The organism is Bosea sp. AS-1, from assembly GCF_002220095.1.
Lineage (GTDB): Bacteria > Pseudomonadota > Alphaproteobacteria > Rhizobiales > Beijerinckiaceae > Allobosea.
Window position 1 is genome coordinate 355,856 of the sequence record NZ_CP022372.1, and the last position, 22,236, is coordinate 378,091.

General features: G+C 65.9%; 19 protein-coding genes and 1 tRNA gene. 9 read left to right on the forward strand and 11 right to left on the reverse strand.

The features are described from left to right. Positions 1 to 48: 48 nt before the first annotated feature. The gene (locus tag CE453_RS03375) at positions 49 to 1,917 is read left to right on the forward strand and encodes an AI-2E family transporter (RefSeq protein WP_248307929.1); all 1,869 of its coding nucleotides are present in this window, start codon (positions 49 to 51) and stop codon (positions 1,915 to 1,917) included. A gap of 150 nt (positions 1,918 to 2,067) precedes the next feature. Here the strand turns inward: CE453_RS03375 and CE453_RS03380 are convergent. Beyond that, positions 2,068 to 2,142 (reverse strand) — tRNA-Gly (locus tag CE453_RS03380). A gap of 277 nt (positions 2,143 to 2,419) precedes the next feature. On the opposite strand from CE453_RS03380, the gene CE453_RS03385 reads away from it, so the two are divergent. The 4 genes from CE453_RS03385 (at position 2,420) to CE453_RS03400 (ending at position 6,068) form a co-directional block, all read left to right on the forward strand. Next, the gene (locus CE453_RS03385; protein ID WP_089173296.1) at positions 2,420 to 2,959 is read left to right on the forward strand and encodes a prolyl-tRNA synthetase associated domain-containing protein; all 540 of its coding nucleotides are present in this window, start codon (positions 2,420 to 2,422) and stop codon (positions 2,957 to 2,959) included. Between the two features lie 114 nt (positions 2,960 to 3,073). Beyond that, the gene (gene trxA, locus CE453_RS03390) at positions 3,074 to 3,973 is read left to right on the forward strand and encodes a thioredoxin (protein ID WP_089173297.1); all 900 of its coding nucleotides are present in this window, start codon (positions 3,074 to 3,076) and stop codon (positions 3,971 to 3,973) included. A 17-nt stretch (positions 3,974 to 3,990) separates the two neighbouring features. Further along, positions 3,991 to 4,662: an LON peptidase substrate-binding domain-containing protein gene (locus CE453_RS03395; protein WP_089173298.1), complete on the forward strand. Its 672-nt coding sequence runs from the start codon at positions 3,991 to 3,993 to the stop codon at positions 4,660 to 4,662. After that, positions 4,659 to 6,068, forward strand: a complete 1,410-nt coding sequence (locus CE453_RS03400; protein ID WP_089173299.1) for an MFS transporter — start codon at positions 4,659 to 4,661, stop codon at positions 6,066 to 6,068. The genes CE453_RS03395 and CE453_RS03400 overlap by 4 nt, the downstream gene beginning before the upstream one ends. A 15-nt stretch (positions 6,069 to 6,083) precedes the next feature. Here CE453_RS03400 and CE453_RS03405 read toward each other — a convergent pair whose 3' ends face one another. The 4 genes from CE453_RS03405 to CE453_RS03420 all read right to left on the reverse strand — a co-directional run bounded on the left by CE453_RS03405 (position 6,084) and on the right by CE453_RS03420 (position 10,712). Further along, the gene (locus tag CE453_RS03405; protein WP_089173300.1) at positions 6,084 to 7,520 is read right to left on the reverse strand and encodes a homospermidine synthase; all 1,437 of its coding nucleotides are present in this window, start codon (positions 7,518 to 7,520) and stop codon (positions 6,084 to 6,086) included. Positions 7,521 to 7,670: 150 nt separating this feature from the next. Next, positions 7,671 to 8,207, reverse strand: coding sequence for a GNAT family N-acetyltransferase (locus CE453_RS03410; protein WP_089173301.1), 537 nt, complete (start codon positions 8,205 to 8,207; stop codon positions 7,671 to 7,673). Positions 8,208 to 8,435: 228 nt separating this feature from the next. After that, positions 8,436 to 9,581 carry a type III PLP-dependent enzyme gene (locus CE453_RS03415; protein ID WP_089173302.1) on the reverse strand — a complete coding sequence of 382 codons (1,146 nt, stop codon included), beginning with the start codon at positions 9,579 to 9,581 and terminating at the stop codon, positions 8,436 to 8,438. Positions 9,582 to 10,151: 570 nt separating this feature from the next. Beyond that, positions 10,152 to 10,712 (reverse strand): glyoxalase superfamily protein, encoded by a 561-nt coding sequence (locus CE453_RS03420; protein ID WP_089173303.1) that lies wholly within the window; start codon positions 10,710 to 10,712, stop codon positions 10,152 to 10,154. Positions 10,713 to 10,985: 273 nt separating this feature from the next. On the opposite strand from CE453_RS03420, the gene CE453_RS03425 reads away from it, so the two are divergent. Then, positions 10,986 to 12,674 (forward strand): OpgD/OpgG family glucan biosynthesis protein, encoded by a 1,689-nt coding sequence (locus tag CE453_RS03425; protein WP_089173304.1) that lies wholly within the window; start codon positions 10,986 to 10,988, stop codon positions 12,672 to 12,674. Between the two features lie 4 nt (positions 12,675 to 12,678). Beyond that, the gene (locus CE453_RS03430) at positions 12,679 to 12,951 is read left to right on the forward strand and encodes a GNAT family N-acetyltransferase (RefSeq protein WP_089173305.1); all 273 of its coding nucleotides are present in this window, start codon (positions 12,679 to 12,681) and stop codon (positions 12,949 to 12,951) included. Positions 12,952 to 12,975: 24 nt separating this feature from the next. Here CE453_RS03430 and CE453_RS03435 read toward each other — a convergent pair whose 3' ends face one another. Further along, the gene (locus tag CE453_RS03435) at positions 12,976 to 13,422 is read right to left on the reverse strand and encodes a Fur family transcriptional regulator (protein WP_089173306.1); all 447 of its coding nucleotides are present in this window, start codon (positions 13,420 to 13,422) and stop codon (positions 12,976 to 12,978) included. A 133-nt stretch (positions 13,423 to 13,555) separates the two neighbouring features. Beyond that, a complete protein-coding gene (locus tag CE453_RS03440; protein ID WP_089173307.1) occupies positions 13,556 to 14,563 on the reverse strand; it encodes an LLM class flavin-dependent oxidoreductase in 1,008 nt (335 codons plus the stop codon). Between the two features lie 206 nt (positions 14,564 to 14,769). Between CE453_RS03440 and CE453_RS03445 the strand changes: the two genes are divergently transcribed. Beyond that, positions 14,770 to 14,976, forward strand: a complete 207-nt coding sequence (locus tag CE453_RS03445; protein WP_089173308.1) for a hypothetical protein — start codon at positions 14,770 to 14,772, stop codon at positions 14,974 to 14,976. A 21-nt stretch (positions 14,977 to 14,997) separates the two neighbouring features. On the opposite strand, the gene serA is transcribed toward CE453_RS03445, so the two are convergent. The 3 genes from serA to CE453_RS03460 all read right to left on the reverse strand — a co-directional run bounded on the left by serA (position 14,998) and on the right by CE453_RS03460 (position 17,799). Beyond that, positions 14,998 to 16,257 carry a phosphoglycerate dehydrogenase gene (gene serA, locus CE453_RS03450; RefSeq protein WP_089173309.1) on the reverse strand — a complete coding sequence of 420 codons (1,260 nt, stop codon included), beginning with the start codon at positions 16,255 to 16,257 and terminating at the stop codon, positions 14,998 to 15,000. Between the two features lie 107 nt (positions 16,258 to 16,364). Beyond that, complete coding sequence (locus tag CE453_RS03455; protein ID WP_089173310.1) at positions 16,365 to 16,811, reverse strand: NfeD family protein; 447 nt, start codon at positions 16,809 to 16,811, stop codon at positions 16,365 to 16,367. A gap of 7 nt (positions 16,812 to 16,818) precedes the next feature. Continuing rightward, the gene (locus CE453_RS03460; protein WP_089173311.1) at positions 16,819 to 17,799 is read right to left on the reverse strand and encodes an SPFH domain-containing protein; all 981 of its coding nucleotides are present in this window, start codon (positions 17,797 to 17,799) and stop codon (positions 16,819 to 16,821) included. A gap of 102 nt (positions 17,800 to 17,901) precedes the next feature. On the opposite strand from CE453_RS03460, the gene CE453_RS03465 reads away from it, so the two are divergent. Beyond that, entirely contained in the window at positions 17,902 to 19,200 is a 1,299-nt protein-coding gene (locus tag CE453_RS03465) for a helix-turn-helix transcriptional regulator (protein WP_157732884.1), read from the forward strand. Positions 19,201 to 19,374: 174 nt separating this feature from the next. Here CE453_RS03465 and secA read toward each other — a convergent pair whose 3' ends face one another. After that, a complete protein-coding gene (gene secA / locus CE453_RS03470) occupies positions 19,375 to 22,170 on the reverse strand; it encodes a preprotein translocase subunit SecA (protein ID WP_089173313.1) in 2,796 nt (931 codons plus the stop codon). Between the last annotated feature and the right edge of the window lie 66 nt (positions 22,171 to 22,236).

Here is a 22,236-nt window from a genome sequence, read left to right on the forward strand (position 1 = left end):
ATCAAATGGTGCCCGAGCGCGTTATGCATGGCGCAAACGGGGGCGATCATGAATCCGGACAAGGTGATGAGTTCGGCGGCACCGGCAGATTCGGGGCCGGACAGCGGTGTCGGCGGTCACGCGGGCCTTCCGGCGAACTGGCCCCAGATCGTTGCCCTGCTCGGCACCGTCGCGGTGCTCTATGTCGCACGGGAAGTCTTCATCCCCCTCGCGATCGCGGTTCTGCTCACTTTCGCGCTGGCGCCGCTGGTTTCGATCATCCGCCGCGCCGGCGTCTGGCGCACGCCGGCGGTCATCGCCGTGGTCACGGCGGCCTTCATCGGGATCGCCGCGTTCAGTTTTCTGGTGGTGAGCCAGCTTTCCGAGCTCTCCGGGCAATTGCCGACCTATCAGGCCAATATCCTGGAAAAGGTCCGCAGCCTCAAAGATGCCGGCGCCGGCCATGGCGTCATCGCCCAGATCACCGAGGCGGTCGAGCGCGTCGGCCGCGAGATCGGCCGCAGCGGCGATGCCGCCACCGGGCAGCGCGACGGTGAGGGCAGCGGTCCGCTTCTCGTGCAGATCTACTCGCCCGAGCAGCCGATCCAGATCCTGACCAGCATGATCTCGCCATTGATCGGCCCGCTGGCGACGGCGGGCCTCGTCATCGTGGTCGTCATCTTCATGCTGCTGGAGCGCGAGGACCTGCGCGACCGCTTCATCCGCCTCGTCGGCTATAGCGACCTGCACCGCACGACGGAGGCTCTGCAGGAAGCTGGCAGCCGGGTCGGCCAGTACCTCTTGATGCAGCTCGTCGTGAACGTGACCTATGGGGTGCCGGTCGCGCTCGGCCTGTGGTGGATCGGTATTCCCAATGCCGCGCTATGGGGCGCGCTCGCCATCGTCATGCGGTTCGTGCCCTATATCGGCCCCGCCGTCTCGATGGTCCTGCCGCTGTTCCTTGCCGTTGCGGTTTCGCCTGGCTGGACCCTGCTTCTTTGGGTCGGCGCACTCTTCCTCGTGATGGAGCTGGTGATCAACAATGTCGTGGAACCGTGGCTCTACGGTTCCCGGACCGGGCTGTCGCCGCTCGCCATCATCGTTTCAGCGATCTTCTGGACCTGGCTGTGGGGGCCTGTGGGGCTGGTGATGTCGACGCCGCTCACGGTCTGCCTCGTCGTGCTCGGCAAGCATGTTCCGCAGTTCCAGTTCTTCGAGGTCCTGCTCGGAAACGAGCCGGTTCTCGACCCCGAGATGCGGCTCTATCAGAGGTTGCTCGCCAATGATCCGAACGAAGCCACGGACCAGCTCGAGGAGCTGCTGGAGGAGAGGGCGCTTCCGGAGGTCTATGGCGAGATCGCCATCCCGGCCCTGATCCTGGCCGACCGCGACAGGCAGCGCGGCGTCATGGCCGAGGACCAGCTCGGGACGGTGTCATCGGCCGCCCGGACCGTCGTCGCCAACCTGTCGGAAGACATGGACTCGGCGGAGGCGAAGGAAGAAGCGCGCGAAGAGCGCGCACCTGCCACCCCGGTGAGATCCGCACTGTGTGTCGGCGGCCGCAGCGCGCTGGACGATGTCAGTGCGATGATGCTCGCCCACGCCCTTGCTGCCGAAGGGTATCGAGCCACGGCGGTCGCGCGGACGATGCTGGGGGCGGCGAGGGCCGAGCGGGCCTCCGATGTCGCCGTCGTCGCCGTCTGCCTGCTGAATGTCGCCTCGATCCGCAGCGGACGCTTTCTGGTGAGGCGCCTGAAGCGGCAATGGCCGCAGGCGCGGATCGGCCTGGTGATTTGGCGCGATCCCGCCGAGCCGGAGGTTGCCACCGGGACAGGGCTCATGCCGGAAGCGGATTTCGTCGCGCAGAGCTTCAGCGAGGTGGCTGCTTCTGTCGCGGGCACGGATCGGAGCGAACGTCGAGAAGAGAACCTAGCCTGACGGGGCGCTCGTCCTCAGCCATTTCCCTACGGGATTCTGCGAACCTGCGCGATCCTCACGATACGGAAGGTTCGATCACCAGGCGAATCCGAAAAGCAAAAAGCGCCGGAAGATCCGACGCTTGCATGCTTCTCAAGTCCTGAGATTGTCTGGAGCGGGCGAAGGGATTCGAACCCTCGACCCCAACCTTGGCAAGGTTGTGCTCTACCCCTGAGCTACACCCGCATCCGAGACAGTCGCGCCGTGGCGGCGCGGCCGGGTTATTGCCCCAAAGCGCTGCGGAGCGCAAGCGTCTCGGCAAAGTTTTTTTGCGACCTGTCGATAAAACCCGCGACGCGCCGGTTTCACGCCGGACTATCGGCGAGCGTTCCGGGCGATTTCAGGCCAGGTGGAGGCCGGGCTCGCGACGCGGGCCGCCCTTGCCGGAATATGGATTACGCTTCCGGCTCAAATGGTCTAGAGCCCGATCAGATCGGATTGAATCGGTTCTCTCGTGCCCGCCATGACTGCGACTTCCCAGATCGCCCCTCTCACTTCCGAGGAATTGTGTGCGCGCCTCGCGGCGAGCGGCATCGCCTTCCACCGCACCGACCATCCGGCCGTGTTCACGGTGGCGGAGACCGCTCCGCATCGCGACATGATGATCGGCCTGCAGACGAAGAACCTGTTCCTGAAGGATAAGAAGGGTCGACTCTTCCTCGTCTCGGCCAAATCGGACGCCCGCATCGACCTGAAGCGGCTGCACGAGACGCTCGGCGCCAGCGGCAGACTTTCCTTCGGCTCGGCCGAACTCCTGCTGGAGAAGCTGGGCGTGACGCCCGGCTCGGTCACCGCCTTCGCCGTCGTCAACGATCGTGCTGGGGCCGTGACCATGGTGCTCGACGCCAATCTGATGACAGGCGAGGAGGTCAACTTCCATCCGCTGGTCAACACTGCCACGCTGCGCATGGCGCGCGACGATCTCATCGCCTTCCTGCGCGAGACCGGCCACGAGCCGTTGATCGTCGATTTGCCGGCGCCGCCCGATGGACAGAACGGCTAAAGCTCCCCATTTATGGGGCGGCCTGCCATGGCGGGCCACTGGCAAACACGCAAGATTCCGGACACGCCGGCAGAATCCAGCGGATCGGGACGACGGCATCACGAAGGGCGACCCATGCTGGTCAATGGCGAGGCGGCCGAGCAACCCGGCCTGATCAAGGACACCACCACCCAGGGCTTCCGCCAGGACGTCATCACCGAATCGATGCAGCAGCCGGTGCTGGTCGATTTCTGGGCGCCTTGGTGCGGTCCCTGCAAGCAGCTCACTCCCGTGATCGAGAAGGCGGTGAAGGCGGCGGGCGGTAAGGTCAAGCTCGTCAAGATGAACATCGACGAGCATCCGCAGATCCCCGGCCAGCTCGGCATCCAGTCGATTCCGGCGGTCATCGCTTTCAAGCAGGGCCAGCCGATCGACGGTTTCATGGGCGCCCAGCCGGAAAGCCAGGTGAAGGCCTTCATCGAGCGCCTTGTGGGGCCAGTCGGACCAGGCGAGGCCGAGGAACTGATCGCGGCGGCGCAGGAAGCGCTCGCGGCGGGCGACGCCGCCGGCGCGAGCGAGCTCTACGCACATGTGCTCCAGATGGAGCCGGACAATCTCGCCGCCATTGCCGGGCTGTCGCGGCTGCATCTGGATACTGGCGACATCGAGGGCGCAAAGGGCATTCTCGCCACGGCGCCGCAGGAGAAGGCGGGCGATCCGGCGATCGCGGCCGTCCGCGCTGCCATCGAGCTCGCCGAGCAGGCGGCCTCGCTTGGCGATACGGCGGAGCTCGAGGCGAAGGTCGCGGCCAATCCGAAGGATCATCAGGCGCGCTTCGACCTGGCTCTGGCGCTCAATGCCAAGGACCGGCGCGACGAGGCCGTCGATCATCTGATCGCCATCATCAAGGCCGACAGGAAGTGGAACGACGACGGTGCGCGCAAGCAGCTGCTGCAGTTCTTCGAGGCCTGGGGGCCGATGGACGAGGCGAGCGTGGCAGGGCGCCGGAAGCTGTCGGCCTTGCTGTTTTCCTGACGCTGAGGGAGCCACGGATGGGCATGAACGCCGTGTACAAGGGGGCCGGGGATTGTCCGCAGGTGATCCCGCTCTTCCCCTTGACTGGCGCTCTGCTGCTGCCGCGCGGCCAGATGCCGCTCAATATCTTCGAGCCGCGCTATCTGGCGATGATCGACGACGCGATCCGTAGCGACCGCGTCATCGGCATGATCCAGCCCGAGCCGGATGATGGGCGGCGTGTCGAGGTTCCGGGGCTGCTCAGGGTCGGTTGCCTCGGCCGCATCACCCAGTTCGCCGAAACCGGCGACGACCGCTATATCATCACCTTGACCGGTATCAGCCGCTTCCGTGTCGCCGAGGAATTGTCCGTGGCGACGCCGTACCGACAGGCGCGGGCGGATTACGAGCCCTTCGCCGTGGATTTCGTGGCCCGTGCCGGGGAGGAGGAGGTCGATCGCGACGGGTTGCTCCGGGCGTTGCGGGATTTCGCCAAGGCGAACGACCTCAAGATCGACTGGAAAGGCGTCAGCGAGGCACCAAACGAGGCGCTGGTCAATGCGCTGGCAATGATGTGCCCCTTCGGTCCGCGCGAGAAACAAGCGCTGCTCGAGGCACAAAGCCTGAAGCATCGCGCGGAGGTGCTGGTGGCGATCACCGAGATCGAGCTGGCGCGCGGCGGCGGCGACCCGGATACCACCCTGCAGTGAGTTCCGCCGTCTCTCCCTCCGAGCCGGCCGCCATCGCGCCACCCTCCAGCTGGCCGCCGCGGCGCGCCGTCGTAGCGTGGATTTTCTTCGACTGGTCGGCGCAACCCTTCTTCACGCTGATCACCACCTTCGTCTTCGCGCCCTTCTTTGCTTCGGCGCTCGCGAGCGATGCGGCGGAAGGGCAGGCGCTGTGGGGCTACGCGACCGGGTTCGCGGGCCTGTGCATCGCGCTGCTTTCGCCACTGCTCGGCGGCATCGCCGATCGGACCGGGCCGCGCAAGCCCTGGATCGCGGCCTTCGGTGCGCTGCTGGTGATCGGCTCGGCTATGCTCTGGTTTGCGGTGCCGGGCTCGCCCTGGGCCGTGACGATCGCGCTTGCGGGTTTCGTCATCGCGACAATCGGCGCCGAATTCGCGACGACCTTCAACAATGCGATGATGACGCGGCTGGTGCCGACGGAACGGCTGGGCTGGCTCTCCGGTACGGGCTGGGCGGTCGGCTATCTCGGCGGGCTGCTGTCGCTCGCGATCACGCTCGGCCTGTTGGCGGCCGATCCGCATACGGGCAAGACGCTTGCCGGCATCACGCCGATCCTCGGCCTCGACGCGGCTGCGCGGGAGGGCGACCGCTTCTCCGGGCCGCTGACGGCCCTGTGGTTCGTCGTCTTCGTCGCCCCGATGTTCCTGCTGACGCCCGATTCGCCGCCGACCGGCCTCAAGCTGGCGGAGGCGGCGCGCGGCGGCGTCGGGAGGCTCAAGGCGACCATTGCGGAGCTGCCGAGCCTGCCCTCGCTCGGACGCTTCCTGCTCGCCAACATGATCTACCAGGACGCGCTGGTCGCGCTCTTCGCCTTCGGAGGCATCTACGCCGCCGGCGTCTTCGGCTGGCAGACCATCGAGCTCGGCGTCTTCGGCATCCTGCTGACGATTACCGGCACGCTCGGCGCGTGGCTCGGCGGCAAGCTCGACGATGCCATCGGCGGCAAGCGGGTGATCCTGGGAGCGATCGCCTGCCTGCTCATCGCCTGCCTCGGCATTCTGTCGCTGAGCGCCGACCACATTTTTTTCGTGATTCCGGCTGCCCCACCCGTCCCAGGCGACGGGCTCTATGCTTCGTTGCCAGAGAAAGTCTATCTCGGCCTCGGCCTGCTGATCGGTCTCGTCGCCGGACCATTGCAAGCGGCCTCGCGCAGCCTGATGGCCAGGCTCGCGCCGGAGGGGCGCATCGGCGAATTCTTCGGGCTCTTCGCCCTTTCGGGAAAAGTCACGTCCTTCATGGGACCGACGCTGGTCGCGCTGGCGACGAGCGTCTTCGCCAGCCAGCGCGCCGGGCTTGCGGTGCTGATCGTGTTCTTCCTGGCGGGAGCCTGGCTGCTCGCCGGCGTCACAGTGAAACGGGCGCCGTAGCGCCCGTTCTGTTCGTCAGCGAACCAGGATGTTCCTGAACTGCCAGGGATCGCTGGTATCGATGTCTTCGGGGAAGAGACCCGGGCGGCCGTCGAGCGGCGTCCAGTCGGTGTAGTAGCCCTTCACCGGCCCGAGATAGGGCTGCTGGATCTCGAGGCAGCGGTTGAAGTCGAGTTCCTCGACCTCGACGATCCCCGCTCGCGGGTTCTCCAGTGCCCAGACCATGCCGGCGAGCACGGAAGAGGTCACCTGAAGCCCGGTTGCGGTCTGATAGGGCGCGAGCGAACGCGCCTCCTCGGTCGAGAGCTGCGAGCCGAACCAGTACGCGCCCTTGTCGTGGCCGTAGAGCAGAACGCCGAGCTCGTCGATGCCATCGACGACCTCTTTCTCCTCCAAGATATGATGCTCTTCCTGCGGGCGACCGGCATTGCCGAACATCTCGTGCAGCGAGAGCACGGCATCGTTCGCCGGGTGGTAGGCGTAGTGGCAGGTCGGCCGGTAGATGGCCTTGCCGGTCTCGTCGCGCACGGTGAAATAGTCTGCGATCGAAATCGACTCGTTATGCGTGACCAGGAAGCCGTATTGCGGTCCCGGCGTCGGGCACCAGCTCCGGACCTTGGTCTCGGCACCGGCCTGCATCAGGTAGATCGCCGCCTGCGAGCCCGTCTCATGAGTATGGGCGTTCGCCGGCATCCATTTCTCATGCGTACCCCAGCCGAGTTCGGCGGGTTGCACGGCTTCGGCGATGAAGCCCTCGACCGACCAGGTGTTGACGAACACACCCGGCGGCTTGGGGTTCTTCGAACGCTGCGTGTCGCGCTCGGCGATGTGGATGCCCTTCACGCCGACGCGCTGCATCAGCGCGGCCCATTCCTCGCGGGTCTGCGGCTGCGTCGCGTTGAGACGCATATCGGCGGCGAGATTCGTCAGAGCCCGCTTCACCAGCGAGGAGACCAGGCCAGGATTGGCGCCGCAGCAGGAGACGGCGGTCGGGGAGCCGGGCGCGCGGGCGCGCTTGGCGGCGAGCGTCATCTCGCGCAGCGCGTAGTTCGAGCGCTCGGCCGGTCCCTTGCTGTCGTCGAAATAGAAGCCGAGCCACGGCTCGTTGACGGTGTCGATATAGAGAGCTCCGAGGCTGGAGCAGAATTCCATGATGTCGCGCGAGCCGGTGTCGCAGGACAGGTTCACGCAGAAGCCTTGTCCACCGCCGGCAGTCAGCAGCGGTTCGAGGATCGCTTTGTAGTTTTCGGGCGTCAGCGCTTCCTGGATGAAGCGGATGCCACGCTCATCGAGGAGAGCCCGGTTCTCATCGTCCGGCGCGATCACCACGAAGCGGCTCTTGTCATATTTGAAATGCCGTTCGATCAGCGGCAGCGTCCCGCGGCCGATCGAGCCGAAACCGATCATCACGATCGGGCCGGTGATCTCGCCGTATACGGGCCAATTCGTCATTCTTCCAAACTCCTGGGTTCCGGGACAAAAAAGGTCGAAAAAGCTCGTATGAGCGCGCAATCGCGCCGTCAATCGCCGCAGCGCTTTCCATGCGGTCTCGGCATGGAAAGCGCCGGGCGATGACGGCGCGATGACGAAGACGGCGAAGGGTCAGGCGGCGCGGGCCACCGTCTCCGCTGCGAGAGCGACAGGGTGCGGGGCGCCGGCCGCGACCAGCACGCCGCTTGCGCCGTCGAGAGCGCCATCGCGCAGCTCGATGGCGAGGAAGCGCTCGCGCTCGACCGGGCCGGGCATGGCGAGGTCGCGGGTCAAGGCGGTCTCGAACCCGAAGCGCGCATAATAGGGCGCGTCGCCGACGAGGATGACAGCGCCGTGACCGAGGCAGGCGGCGCGCCAGAGCGCCTCGCGCATCAGCGCCTTGCCCAGGCCCTCGCCCTGCAATTCGGGCTTCACCGCAAGCGGGCCGAGCAGGAGTGCCGCCACGCCATTGGCAGTGACGTGCCAGAGGCGCACGGTGCCGATGACTTCGCCATCGCGTTCCGCGGTCAGCGCCAGCCCTTCGGCCGGCAGGCGACCCTCGCGGAGACGCTCGCTCGACTTGGCAGTCCGGCGCTCGCCGAGGCAACGGTCGAGCAGCACCTCGCGGGCAGGGATGTCGGCAGCAATCTCGTCGCGGATCTGGATCATGACGCACCTCCGGCCGGAGCGTCTGCCTTGCGCAGACCTTCCCGGCGCCGCGCGGACGCGGCCACAGGCAAAATGGGATGTGGGAGAGGGGTCCGGCGGGAGCCACGCCCGCGCGCTCCCTTCTGGAGACGCGGACGCTCCGCCCGGTTTCCCGGGCGGCCTGCCGTTTCAGACAGGGCGCTTCGCCGGACCCGATTTCAAGGGGCGCCTCGCGGCGCCCCGGTCACGTCAGATGACGTACTGCTTCAGCGGCGGGAAGCCGTTGAAGGCGACGGCCGAATAGGTCGTCGTATAGGCGCCCGTGCCCTCGATCAGCACCTTGTCGCCGATCTCCAGCGAGAAGGGCAGCATGTACGGGGTCTTCTCGTACATGACGTCGACCGAGTCGCAGGTCGGGCCGGCGAGCACGCAGGGAACCGTCTCGTCGCCATCGCGCTCGGTGCGGATGGGATAGCGGATCGCTTCGTCCATCGTCTCGGCGAGGCCGTTGAACTTGCCGATGTCGAGATAGACCCAGCGGACCTTGTCGTCCTCGGCCTTCTTCGAGATCAGCACGACCTCGGCCTCGATCAGGCCCGCCTCGCCGACCATGCCGCGGCCCGGCTCGATGATCGTCTCGGGCAGCTGGTTGCCGAAATGCTTCGACAGCGCCCGGAAGATCGCGTCGCCATAGGACGGCACGCCCGGAATCGGCTTCAGGTAGCGCGCCGGGAAGCCGCCGCCGAGGTTGACCATCGACAGCGAGATGCCACGGGTGGCGCATTCCTTGAAGATCGCCGAGGCCGAGGCCAGGGCCGAATCCCAGGCGTTGACGTTGGCCTGCTGCGAGCCGACGTGGAACGAGATGCCGTAAGCCTGCAGACCGAGGCGATGGCCGTGCTCAAGCACGTCCGCGGCCATTTCGGGCACGCAGCCGAACTTGCGCGAGAGCGGCCAGTCGGCGCCGGCACCGTCGCAGAGGATGCGGCAGAAGATGCGCGAATCCTTGGCGCCGGTCTTCTCGGCGGAACGGGCCACCTTCTCGACCTCGGCCGTGCAGTCGACGGCGAAGAGGCGCACGCCGAGCTCCATGGCGCGCGCGACGTCGCGCTCCTTCTTGATGGTATTGCCGAAGGAGATGCGGTCGGCGGTGGCGCCGGCGGCGAGCGCGAGCTCGATTTCGACGACCGAGGCGCAGTCGAAGCAGGAGCCGAGCTTGGCCAGCAGGGCAAGCACCTCCGGCGCCGGGTTCGCCTTCACCGCGTAGAAGACGCGGGTGTCGGGCAGAGCACGGGCGAAGGCCTTATAGTTCTCGCGCACGACATCGGTGTCGATGACGACGCAGGGACCGTCCTCACGTCGGGTCCGAAGAAACTCACGGATGCGCTCGGTCATCGGCGCGACTCCCCTACGACGCAAGCGGCGTCGATGCGATGTATCGCCGGAAAAGTCGTCGCAGTCGCGAGGCGCTTTGGAGACGCCTGCTACAGCGGACGAGCCGTCCGGACCCGAAACACCGTTCGATTGGGGTAGACCCCGCACGGCCGGCAATGAAGGACAAGCCTCTTCGGTGTTGACCTGTGGAAAGCCAACGAGACCAAAAAAGCCCGCTCCGTCGTTGCTTTAAGCTGCGTCCCCCGTGGAGATGCGGGGTTCGCCGGTTTTGCCTCCGGCTGCCGGTCTGTGTCGGGGAACAATCTCCTTGCGGAGACTGGGAAGCGTGATTTGAGGGATGTCCATCCCCTCCATCCGTCTTCCGACCCCTGGCGGCTGTCCGGCCTCTTGTCCGGATGCCCACCGACCGGCACGCGGCCACAGGCACGTGCGAATTGGGTGAACGCGATATACGGATGCCGACTCCGGATCACAAGTATTTTTTGAGCCCGGAGCCGCATTTTTTTGCAAGGCCGATGCGCGTCCGTCAGGAAGCGGGTTAACGGTCGCAAGTCTTTGGCCGGCTACGCTTTATTCGTGCTTCTCGCAGAAGCGGATTCGGTTGCCGAACGGGTCAGGGACCTGCAGCGTCCGCCCACCCGGGCCGTCCTCCTCGATGCCCGGCCGCGAATAGGTATAGCGCTTGCCGATCAGCTCGGCATGGAGGGCGTCGATGCCCTGCATCCAGACGAAGACGGTCGAGCCGGGGCTGGCATCGCCGTGATGCTCGGAGAGATGGAGCTGCAGACCCGAGCGCGAAACCTGCATATAGAGCGGCATGTTCGGCCCGAAACGATGGTCCCAGTCCATGTGGAAGCCGAGGAAGTCGAGATAGAACTCCTTGGCCTTGGTTTCGTCGAATATCCGCAGGATCGGGATACCCATCTGGAGACGAACGGCTTCGCCTGATCCGGGGTCGGGTACGTCGGGGGATGCTTCGCCGATTCTGGCCGCCAGCACGTTCCAGCTGTCATAGCCGAACTGGCGCGCGACGATCTCCAGGGTCTCGGAATGGGAAAGCGGCATCTGCCTCGCGGCCATGGCTTCGCGCAGGCTCTTCGCCATCAGCTTCGCGTCGCGAAAGCTTCGCATCGTCTCGATCCTTCTCGCTTGGACGGGTGGGATCGGGGCTCGCCTTGCCGATATCCGTCCACGAGTCGATCGGGATCAGGACAGGGACTTGTCAGGATGCGTTCACCTTGCCCTTAGGGGCGCGAGCGGCTGGCCGCATCCGGCCGAGGGCAAAGGTTGCGATATCTTCATGCATTGTCAATCGCGCTGCCCTAGACGAGCCTCATTTCATGGCCTTAAGTCGCTGCGGCCATGAATATTTGTCGCCAGGGGCGACGAGAAGACGGACTTGGGATGACGATGCTGGACCGCCGCCATGTTCTGGGCGGGCTTTCTGCCGCTCTGTGCCTTACCGCAGCGCCCTCGGCCCTGCTCGCCCAGCAGCCGCAGAATCCGAATCCCCCTCCTCCGCCGCAGACGCCGCCGCAGCCGCGCTTCGGCTTCGAGGACGTGCAGCGGCGCGCGCGAGAGGTCGCGGCGGTCGCCTACGAGCCGCCGGCTGCCCTGCCGGAGCCGCTTGCCAGGCTCGATTACGATTCCTGGCGCGATATCCGCTTCCGGCCGGAGCGAGCCCTGCTCGCGCAGAACGGTTCGTCGTTCCGGATGCAGATGTTCCATCCCGGCTTCCTGTTTACACGGCCGATCACGGTGAACGTGGTGCGCGACGGCGTGCCGACGCCGGTGCCCTATGCCGCGAACCTGTTCGACTACGGCAAGGTCAAGTTCGACAAGCCTCTGCCGGTCAATCTCGGTTTCGCCGGTTTCCGCCTGCACTATCCGCTCAACGATCCGCGCGTCCTCGACGAGTTGATCGCCTTCATCGGCGCGAGCTATTTCCGCGTACTGGGGCGCGAACAGCGTTACGGGCTCTCGGCGCGTGGCCTTGCCATCGGTGCGGGCACGGCAACGGAGGAGTTCCCGGTCTTCCGCGAATTCTGGGTCGAGCAGCCGGGTGCCGGTGCGGAGCGCATCGTCGTCAATGCATTGCTCGATTCGCCGTCGGTGACCGGCGCCTACCGCTTCACCATCTATCCGGATGTCGACACGGTGGTCGAGGTCGCGGCCACGCTGTTCCCGCGCAAACCGATCGAGAAGCTCGGGCTCGCGCCACTGACTTCGATGTTCTTCACCGGCGAGAACGATCGCCGCTTCTTCGAGGATTATCGTCCGGAGCTGCACGATTCGGACGGGCTGATGATCCATTCCGGCAGCGGCGAATGGCTGTGGCGGCCGTTGCGTAATCCGAAGCAGCAGGCGGTGTCCGCCTTCGTCGAGCGCAATGTGCGCGGCTTCGGATTGATGCAGCGCGACCGCAGCTTCGACCACTACCAGGATCTCGACCTCGCCTATGAGCGCCGGTCGTCCTACTGGGTCGAACCCCAGGGTGAATGGGGCGAGGGCATGATCGAGCTGATCGAGATGCCGACGGCGGACGAGAGCAACGACAATGTCGTCGCGCTCTGGATGCCGAAGACGCCGCTGGAGCCCGGCAAAGAGTTTTCCTTCAGCTACCGGCTGACGGCGATGCTCGATTCCGGCGACCTTCACCCTGGCGGCCGGGTGGTCAATACCTATCAGGCCGTGCCGAAGGCGCTGGGGTCGAGCGAGGCCGTGGTCGAAGGGGCGCGGCGCTTCATCGTCGATTTTTCCGGCGGCGATCTCGACTACCATTTGAAGCAGCCAGACAAGGTGGAGATCGTTCCCTCGATTACCCGTGGCAAGATCGATCGCGCCTTCGTCGTGCCGAATCCGAAGATCGACGGCTTCCGTGCCTTCATCGACGTGACGGGCGAGCCTGGCCAGCTCTCCGAAATGCGCGCCTTCCTGAAGAGCGGCAACAAGACGCTGACGGAGACCTGGAGCTATCCGTGGCGCGCCGAAGCCAGGGAGCAGCCCGCCCCGCCTGCGCCGACTCAGCAACCGCCGGCAGCGCAACAGCCGCCGGCACCGCAGCAGCCGGCTCAGCAGCCAGCCAAGGAGTGACGCGATGGATGTCGTCGAGAAGCCCGAGCAGAACCGTTTCGAACTGGCCCTCGACGGCGGCACCGCCCTCGTCGCTTATCGGGTGGACGGCAACCGGCTGGTGCTGATCCATACCGAGGTGCCCGAGGAGTTCAGCGGGCAGGGCATCGGCTCGCGGCTCGCCAAGGGGGTGTTCGAGCTGATCCGGGCGAGCGGACGCAAGGCGGTCGTGCGCTGCCCGTTCCTGAAGGCCTGGATCGCAAAGCACCCCGAATACGACGACATCGTCGACGGCTGAGCGAACCGTCTGCGGCCTACGGCGCTATTTGCGCCCCCTGCGAGCCGGCTGCTTCTTGCGGCCGTAGAGCTCGAGCCGGTGGCGGACTAGTTCGTAGCCGAGCTCGGCGGCGATGCGGCGCTGCAGCTCCTCGATGGCATCCGAGGAGAACTCGATCACGGCGCCGGTTTCGATGTCGATGAGGTGGTCGTGATGCTCCTGGTGGGCGTGTTCGTAGCGCGAGATGCCGTCCTCGAAGGCATGGCGCTCAATCGCGCCCTGCGATTCCAGCACCTTCATCGTGCGATAGACGGTCGAGAGCGACAGCGTCGGGTCCTGCGCGAAGGCGCGGGTGAAGATGCCCTTCGCATCGGGATGGTCGTCGGCCTCAGCCAGCACGCGCAGGATCAGGCGGCGCTGCTGCGTCATGCGCAGGCCCGCCCCCTTCAGCTGGCTTTCGAAAACGGCAACGCGCCGGTCGGTCTCGCTCATGCCCAGCCCATAGCAATGAGCGCGGCTAATTGCAAAAGCAGGCTACCTGAACATCATTCTCATCTGCAATAATAATGCAAATGCATCTGATTTCCAAAAAAGAGCCTCCGGGACCGCTCCGGCGCTCGTGAGATCAGGCGGCGTCGCGCGCTTTGCCGAGATCGGGAGCCAGAGCGGCCACGATCTCGTAGGAGCGCTTGCGCTTCTCGTGGTCGAAGATCGGCGCCGTGATCATGATCTCGTCGGCACCGGTATTGGCGACGAAGGCGCCCAGCTCGCGCCGCAGTGTGTCGGGCGAGCCGATGAAGGCATAGCGCAGCATCTGCGAAACATGCGCCTTCTCGGCCGGACTCCAGTATTGCTCGATGTCGTCGATCGGAGGCTGGAGCTTGCCGCGGGCGCCGCGAACCATGCCGACGAAACGCTGCTGCAACGAGGTCGCAAGGTAGCGCGCTTCCTCATCGGTCTCGGCCGCGACGACGTTGATGCCCGGCATGGCGTAGGCGGATTGCAGTTGCTCCGACGGTTTGAAGCGCTCGCGATAGATGGCGAGCGCCTGCATCAGCGCGTCGGGGGCAAAATGCGAGGCGAAGGAATAGGGCAGGCCGAGCTCGGCGGCGAGCTGGGCGCCAAAAAGACTGGACCCGAGAATCCAGAGCGGGACGTTGAGTCCTTCGCCGGGAACGGCGCGGATCGCCTGATTCGGTCCGGCGGGCGCGAAGAGGGCCTGCAGCTCGAGCACGTCCTGCGGGAAGCTGTCGGCCGACATCGGATTGCGACGGAGCGCCCGCATGGTGAGCTGGTCGGTGCCGGGCGCGCGGCCGAGGCCGAGATCGATGCGGCCGGGAAAGAGCGCCTCAAGCGTGCCGAACTGCTCGGCGATGACGAGGGGTGAATGGTTCGGTAGCATGATGCCGCCGGCGCCGATCCGCATCGTCTTCGTGGCGGCGGCGAGCTGGCCGATGACCACGGAGGTCGCGGCGCTGGCGATGCCGACCATGTTATGGTGCTCGGCGACCCAGTAGCGGGTGAAGCCCAGGGCCTCAGCATGGCGGACGAGATCGATCGATTTCAGCAGCGCTTCGCGCGGCCCTTCCCCTTCGACGACGGGTACGAGATCGAGGACGGAGATCGCGACCATGACGGCCTCTGCTGGCTGACGCCGGAGAGGGCCCGGCGATGATGGCGTGGCTTCACCAAATGGGAAGGCTTGGCCGCTCGGTCCAGAGGCGGAGGCGCCGCGTCATGGCATGGCTGCGCTGACGTTCTGGCGGAACGTGAAGAAGGCTGCCGCGTTGCTCGGCTGACGGCCGCATTCCGGCGCGGCTCCAGCAAAAGGGGGAACCCATGAACGCGACTGCCAACCCCGCCAAGGAAAGCCTACGCAAGGAGCAGAAGCAGCAGCGCGAGGCCGCGCGCAAACGTGGCAGCGACGACGAGCTCGACGAAGCGCTGAAAGACACCTTCCCGGCCAGCGACCCCGTCGCGACGCAGACACCGATCACTCCCGGCGGGAGGGAGAAGGCCGGGAACAAGCCCGGCCGCAAGCGCTGACCGCGCGATGGTTCTACGGCTTCAGTCGCGCTGATAGAGCAGTCGGGCGCGGATCGTGCCGTCAAGGGCACGGATTTCGCGCAGGATGTCGCGCGCTTCCGTAATCGAGACGCCGTCGGCCTCGATGACCGCGTAACCGACCTCGCCGTCGGTATGATAGTTCTGCGCGGCGATGTTGACCTGCCGGTTGGCGAAGACGTCGTTGAGGCGCCGCAGCATGCCCGGCACGTTGCGCTGGACATGGATGAAGCGCGTGCCGTTGGCTCGCACCGGGATCTGCACCTGCGGGAAGTTCACCGCGCCGACCGTCGAGCCGATATCGGAATAGTCGACCAGCTTGCGCGCCACCTCGGCGCCGATGCGCTCCTGCGCCTCCTCGGTCGAGCCGCCGATATGCGGCGTCAGGATGACGTTGGCGCAGCCCTGCAGCGGCGAGACGAAGCGCTCGGCATTGGAGGCGGGCTCGGCCGGGAAGACGTCGACCGCGGCGCCGCCAAGGCGACCTTCCTTCAGGGCGGCCGCGAGCGCATCGAGATCGACTACAGTGCCGCGCGAGTTGTTGATGAGATAGGCGCCGGGCTTCATCCGGGCGATCTGGGCGGCGCCGATCATGCCAGCGGTCTGCGGTGTTTCGGGCACATGCAGCGAGACGATGTCGGCGGTGGCGAGCAGCGCGTCGAGGCTCTCGACCGGCTCGGTGTTGCCGTGGCGTAGCCGGTCGGTGTGATCGTGATAGATCACACGCATGCCCATGGCTTCGGCCAGCGTCGAGAGCTGGCTGCCGATATTGCCGTAGCCGACGATGCCGAGCGTCTTGCCACGGACCTCGAAGGAGCCGTTGGCCGATTTGTCCCAGCCGCCGTCATGGGCCGAGCGCGAGCGGTCGGGAATCCGGCGCAGCAGCATCACGATCTCGCCGATGGTCAGCTCGGCGACGCTGCGGGTGTTGGAGAACGGCGCGTTGAAGACCGGGACGCCCTGCTGGCGTGCCGCTTCCAGATCGACCTGGTTGGTGCCGACCGAGAAGCAGCCGACGGCGAAGAGCCGGTCAGCGGCGGCGAAGATCTCCGGCGTGAGCTGGGTGCGCGAGCGGATGCCGAGGACGTGCACGCCCTGGATCTTCTCGATCAGCGCGGCGCGATCGAGCGCCTTCGGCAGGCGCTCCAGATTGCTATAGCCGGCCTGCTGCATCAGCGCGACGGCGGAATCGTTGATACCTTCCAGCAGCAGGACCTTGATGCGGTCCTTGGGAAGGGAGAGGCGTTCGCTGGCAGTGGTCATGGGGATCGCGCTCGTAGGGGAGCGGTTGCTATAGTCCTCGCCGGGCGCGAGGCCAACGTCCTAGATGCAACGCGGTGGCGCAAAACGTCGCAGCCGATGCAAGCAGCTCATGCCTTCTCCACGATCAGCGTCGCGCCATCGACACGCACGACCTTGACCTCGGTCCCGGCAAGTAGCTCCGGCCCGGTGATCCGCCAGGAGGAATCGCCGACACGGATGCGGCCTTCTCCTCCCGTCATGGTCGTCTCCAGCCTGAAGACCTTGCCGATCAGCTGGCGGCCGCGATCGTTGAGCCCGGTCGCGGCATCGGGTTCCTCGCTCCTGCGACGGGTCAACAGGCGCCCGGCAGCGACGCAGGCGACGGCGAGGACGGCGAAGACGATGGCGGCGGCCTGCCAGCCGAGGCCGAAGATGCCGACAACAGCGCCGGTGATCAGCGCCGCGAGGCCAAGCCAGATCAGGAAGACGCCGGGAGCCAGCATCTCGCCGCCGATGAGCAGCAGGCCGAGGATGGCCCAGAGCCAGCCGTTGTGAAGCAGGAGCCAATCGGGCATGGCGACCTCAGCCGTTCGTGCGCCCGGCAGGGGGAACAGAGCCCGGACTGCGCCGCGCCGCTATCGCGTCCTCGCCGAAGACGGCCTTGGTGAGCTGGGCGATGCCGCCGACCGAGCCGGCGAGCGCGGCGGCCTCGATCGGCACGATCACGACCTTGCTGTTCTGCCCGCTGGCGATCGCCTTCAGCGCATCGGTGTAGCGCTCTGCGATCAGGAAGTTGGCGGCCTGGATGTCGCCCTTGCTGATCGCTTCCGAAACCATGGCGGTTGCGGTCGCCTCCGCCTGGGCCAGCCTTTCACGCGCCTCTGCGTCGCGCAGCGCCGCCTCCTTGCGGCCTTCGGCGGCGAGGATTTGAGCCTGCTTCTGGCCCTCGGCCTTGAGGATTTCGGATTGCCGCAGGCCTTCCGCTTCCAGCACGGCGGCGCGCTTCTCGCGCTCGGCCTTCATCTGCCGGTTCATCGCGCCGGCGATATCGGCCGGGGGCAGGATGTCGCGGATCTCGATGCGCGTGACCTTGACGCCCCAGGGAGAGGCAGCAGCGTCCATCACGCGCAGCAGCCGCTCGTTGATCTCGTCGCGGTGGGAGAGGAGCTGGTCGAGATCCATCGAGCCGACGACGGTGCGGATATTGGTCATGGTCAGCAGCATCAGCGCGTCGTGGAGCGAGGCGACCTCGTAGCTGGCCTTGGCCGCGTCGAGCACCTGAAAGAAGGCGACGGCATCGATGCGCACGCCGGCATTGTCCTTGGTGATGGCCTCCTGCGAGGGAATGTCGAGCACCTGCTCCATGACATTCACCTTGTGGCCGATGCGGTCGATATAGGGGACAATCAGCCCCAGGCCGGCGCTCAGCGTGCGCGAATAGCGCCCGAAACGCTCGACGGTGTAGTTGTAGCCTTGTGGGACGGTGCGAACGCCTCGAGCGATGGTCAGGATGACGAGCGCCACCACGACGATGACCGCGATGTTGAAGCCCGATAGATCCATCCCGTTCCCCCGTGGCGCCTGATAGGCCGTCGCCAGTCGATTGGCCCAAACTGACCGTTGCCGCAGACGGATGCAAGCGCCGGGTCGAGCACGGCAGGATGCTTGCCCGGATTCCCGTTTCGAATCTGCTGCATTTCGATCGCGGGGTGTGCCTCCCATACATCGGCGTGCTGGTCATCCTGTGCGTCACACAGAGAAGCCGACTCAACGGCGAAACATTTCCCTGATAGGTTGCATGACGTATCGACAGATGCAGGCTTCGGCGCCAGTTCAGGGATTTGGCCGGGAGTTTTGCCTGCTCGACCCGGAGCAACGATGGACGACGAAGCGCTGCTGCGCGCCGAGACCCTGTTTCTTGATGCGGCCACCGACCCCGGTGCATGGCAGGCGGCGCTCGATATGGTCGCGCAGGTCACCGGTTCGAAGGGCGCAGCCATCCTGAGCGTCGAAGGACACGGTCCGGTGATCTTGCCGACCGAGAGCGTGGGCGAGCTCGCCGAACGCTATGTCAGGGAAGGGTGGTATCAGCGCGACTTCCGCTATGCCGGCATCCCACAAATGAAGCGGACCGGCTTCATGGTCGACCAGGACTTCGTCGATCCCGAGCTGATGCCGCGCATGGACTACTATGCCGATTTCCTCCGGCCGATGGGGTTCGGCTGGTTCGCGGGACTCAGGGTGACGACGGGCGAGGACCTTTGGTGCCTGACCCTCCAGCGCGGCATCGACAGGGGGGCCTATCTGCGGGAAGAACAGCTGCGCATCGCCAGGCTCGGCGATGTGGTTTCGCGTGCGGCAACGCTGGCTCGGCGGCTGGCCTTCAACCGGCTGGAGGGCTCGGTCGACGCAGCCGACGCGCTGGAGGGGATCTGCTTCTTCGTCGACTGGCTCGGCCGCGTCGTCAGGATGACAAGAGCTGCCGAGCGACTGTTGGGGCAGGATTTTCAGGTCACGCGCGGGCGCATCAGGCTGGCGCACGGCAATGAGGTGCTGGAAAGGCACCTGGCGGCATCGATCTGGCCGGATCTCGCGCCGGATTCCGCCGCATTGCGGCCCGTCGTCGTTGCGCGTCCCGGCAAAAAACCCCTGGTCTTCCACGCGATCCGATTGCGGGGACAGGCGCTCGGCTTCTTTTCGCCCGCCTGCGCGATGGTCACGGTCAGGGACCTCGAGGCGGTTCCGCGCTACGATCTGGAGACGTTTGGGAGGCATTACGACCTGACGCGCGCCGAAATGCGAGTGGCCCGGGCACTGGTCGAACGGTATGGGTTGGTCGACGCCGCGGCGGCGCTCGGCATTTCCTACGAAACCGCCCGAACGCACGCCAAGATGCTCTATGCGAAAACGGCGACGACCAATCAGGTCGAGCTCGCCGATCTGATTTTCCGGTTCGGGAGCTGAAACCGAGGTTGGCGGATGCCTCGGTGAGGAACGGACGTCCTTTTCCGCTCGATCGGCCTTGCCTGCTGGAGGTTTTGCCGCGGAACCCAGATAAGAAAACACCCCGGCGAAGCCACCGGGGTGCGATCAACGGCGTCCAGCCCCGTTCGGAGCTGGGAGGGGAGTCCGTTTCGTTCAGACGAACTGCCCGTGGCAGTGCTTGTACTTTTTGCCCGAGCCGCAGGGGCAAGGTTCGTTGCGGCCCACCTTGCCCCAGGTCGAGGGGTCGGTCGGGTTGCGGTCGAGCACGGCCGTTTCCGCATCGAGCGCCGCGAACTGCACGCCGCTGCTATTGCCGTAATCGCCGCTGCCGAAGCCGCCGGCCGGGGCTCCGCCGCCATCCTGCACCTGTAGAGGCGTCTGCTGCTCCTCGGGCTGCTCGAAGCGGACCTCGACGCGCGAGAGATGACCGGTGACCTGCTGGCGCAGCTGCCCGATCAGCCCGTCGAAGAGCTCGAAGGCTTCCGCCTTGTATTCCTGCAGCGGGTCACGCTGGGCATAGCCGCGCCAGCCGATGACCTGGCGCAGATGGTCGAGCGTGACGAGATGCTCGCGCCAGAGATGGTCGAGCGTCTGCAGCAGCACCTGCTTCTCGACATAGGTCATGACTTCGTCGGTGTTGCGCTCGATGCGGCCGGCGTAGTCCTCGTCCGCGAGCTTGCGAATGCGCTCGCGCAGCTCGGTGTCGGCGATGCCTTCTTCCTTGGCCCAGTCCTCGACCGGCAGGTCGAGGTTGAGATACTGCACCACCTCCTGCTTGAGGCCGGGGGTGTCCCACTGCTCCGGATAGGCTTCCTCGGGGATGTGGCGGGCAACGAGGTCCTCGACGACGCCGTGGCGCATGTCGTCGATGGTCTCGCGCACGCTCGGTTGCTTCATGAAGTCGCGTCGCTGCTCGAAGACGACCTTGCGCTGGTCGTTCATGACGTCGTCGTATTTCAGGATGTTCTTGCGGATGTCGAAGTTGCGCGCCTCGACCTTGCCCTGCGCCTTCTCGACCGCCTTGTTGATCCAGGGATGGACGATCGCCTCGTCCTCCTTGAGGCCGAGCTTCTGCAGCATGCCGTCCATCCGGTCGGAACCGAAGATGCGCATCAGGTCGTCCTGCAGCGACAGGAAGAACTTCGAGCGGCCGGGGTCGCCCTGACGGCCGGCGCGGCCGCGCAGCTGATTGTCGATGCGCCGGCTCTCGTGCCGCTCGGTGCCGACGATGTAGAGACCGCCGGATTTCAGCACGCGCTGCTTGAAGTCGGCGACTTCGGCGCGGATGGCGGCGGCCTTGGCGTCGCGCTCCGGGCCCTCCTCCATGCCGGCGAGGTCGTGGGCGATCCGCATCTCGGCATTGCCGCCGAGCTGGATGTCGGTGCCGCGGCCGGCCATGTTGGTGGCGATGGTGATCGCGCCCGGCACACCAGCCTGGGCAACGATATAGGCTTCCTGCTCGTGGAAGCGGGCGTTCAGCACGGCGAAGGCCTTGGTGGTCTTGCCCTGGCGGGCAGCCTCGTAGACTGGTTCAAGCGCCGTCGGATCGGTGAAATCGAGCAGCTTGTAGCCTGCCTTCTCGAGCATCTCGGCGATGAGTTCCGAGCGCTCGATCGAGGTGGTGCCGACGAGTACCGGCTGGCCGTTCTCCTGCGCCTGCTTGATCTCGCGGATGACGCCGCGAACCTTCTCCTCGAAGGTGCGATAGACCTCGTCGTCCTCGTCCTTGCGGGAGATGGGGAGGTTGGTCGGGATCTCGACGACCTCGAGCTTGTAGATCTGGAAGAATTCCTCGGCCTCGGTCGCGGCCGTGCCGGTCATGCCGGCGAGCTTGTGATAGAGCCGGAAATAGTTCTGGAAGGTGATCGAGGCCAGCGTCGCGTTCTCGGGCTGGACGGTGACGTGCTCCTTCGCTTCCAGCGCCTGGTGCAGGCCTTCCGAATAGCGCCGGCCCGGCATCATGCGGCCGGTGAATTCGTCGATGATCACGACCTCATCGTTACGGACGATGTAGTCCTTGTCGCGGGTGAAGAGGGTGTGGGCCCGCAACGCCTGGTTGACGTGGTGGACGATGGTGATGTTGTTGGCGTCGTACAGCTCGCCTTCGGTCAGGATGCCTGCCTGGCGCAGCAGCTCCTCGATATGCTCGTTGCCGTCCTCGGTCAGCGCCACGGTGCGCTGCTTCTCGTCGACCTCGTAGTCGCTCGGCACGAGGCCGGGCAGGACCTTGTCGATCGCGACGTAGAGATCGGACTTGTCGTCGAGTGGCCCGGAGATGATCAGCGGGGTGCGCGCCTCGTCGATCAGGATCGAGTCGACCTCGTCGACGATGGCGAAATGGTGGCCGCGCTGGCTCATCTGCGCGACGTCGTACTTCATGTTGTCGCGCAGGTAGTCGAAGCCGAATTCGTTGTTGGTGCCGTAGGTGATGTCGCAGGCATAGGCGCGCTGACGCTCCTCGTCGTCGAGGCCGTGCACGATGATGCCGACGGTCAGGCCGAGGAAATTGTAGAGCTTCGACATCCACTCGGCGTCGCGCCGGGCGAGGTAGTCGTTGACGGTGACGACGTGGACGCCCTTGCCTTCGAGCGCGTTGAGATAGGTCGGCAGGGTCGCGACCAGCGTCTTGCCTTCACCGGTCTTCATTTCGGCGATGGCGCCCTCATGGAGCACCATGCCGCCGACGAGCTGGACATCGTAGGGGCGCTGGCCGAGCACGCGCTTGGCTGCCTCGCGCACCGTGGCGAAGGCCGGGACGAGGAGGTCGTCGAGCTTCTTGCCGGCGGCGAGCTGCTGCCGGAATTCGTCGGTGCGCGCCTTCAGCGCTTCGTCGCTGAGCGCCGCAACCTCCTTCTCCAGGGCGTTGATCGCCGCGACGCGGGGCTGGTAGCCCTTGACGCGGCGGTCGTTCGACGAGCCGAAGAGTTTCTTTGCGAGCGCGCCAAGCATGTTGGGCCTTTCAGGTGATGTCTCGATCTCCCGGCCGGCGCGGCCCATGGGGTGCGCGCCCGGCCC